Source organism: Acinetobacter sp. 1000160 (genome assembly GCF_000588715.1).
Classification (GTDB): domain Bacteria; phylum Pseudomonadota; class Gammaproteobacteria; order Pseudomonadales; family Moraxellaceae; genus Acinetobacter; species Acinetobacter courvalinii.
In genome coordinates, this window is record NZ_JFWP02000032.1 from 1 (window position 1) to 670 (window position 670).

At 53.9% G+C, this 670-nt stretch carries 1 protein-coding gene; it reads left to right on the top strand.

Going from position 1 to position 670, the window contains the following annotated elements; genetic code table 11:
• A partial coding sequence (locus J699_RS00040; RefSeq protein WP_032883051.1) for an Ig-like domain-containing protein occupies positions 1-670 on the top strand: 670 nt, incomplete at both ends.

A 670-nucleotide genomic window follows, 5' to 3' on the forward strand; every position in this document is an offset into this window, starting at 1 on the left:
TGTGACTGACACCCAAGTCTATAACGTGGATGTCACTGCACCGAATGCCCCAGAGATTGATCCGGTCAATGGTACCGATCCAATCACCGGTACGGCAGAACCAGGTTCAACCGTGACTGTGACCTTCCCGGATGGCAGCACCGTTGATGTGGTGACTGATCCAGTAACAGGCGAATGGACTGTACCAAACCCGGGCGGTCTGGTGGATGGGGATACCATCACTGCGATTGCAACCGACCCTGCAGGTAACCCGTCTGTACCAGGTACAGAGACTGTAGACATCACTCCACCAAATCCAGCGGGTGCAACCCTTGCGATTGATGCAGTGACTGCGGACAACGTGTTGAATGCAGCAGAATCTACTGGCACCGTGACAGTGACAGGTACCTTGACTGGTATCCCTGCAGATGCAGCAAGCACAGTGGTGACTTTAGTCATCAATGGCGTGACTTACACTGCAACCGTAGATGCAGCGACAGGTAACTGGACAGCTGATGTGGCAGGTAGCGACCTGTTGGCCGATGGCGATAAAACCATTGATGCCACAGCGACCTTCACCGATGCAGCAGGTAACAGCAGCAGCGTGACTGACACCCAAGTCTATAACGTGGATGTCACTGCACCGAATGCCCCAGAGATTGATCCGGTCAATGGTACCGATCCAATCACC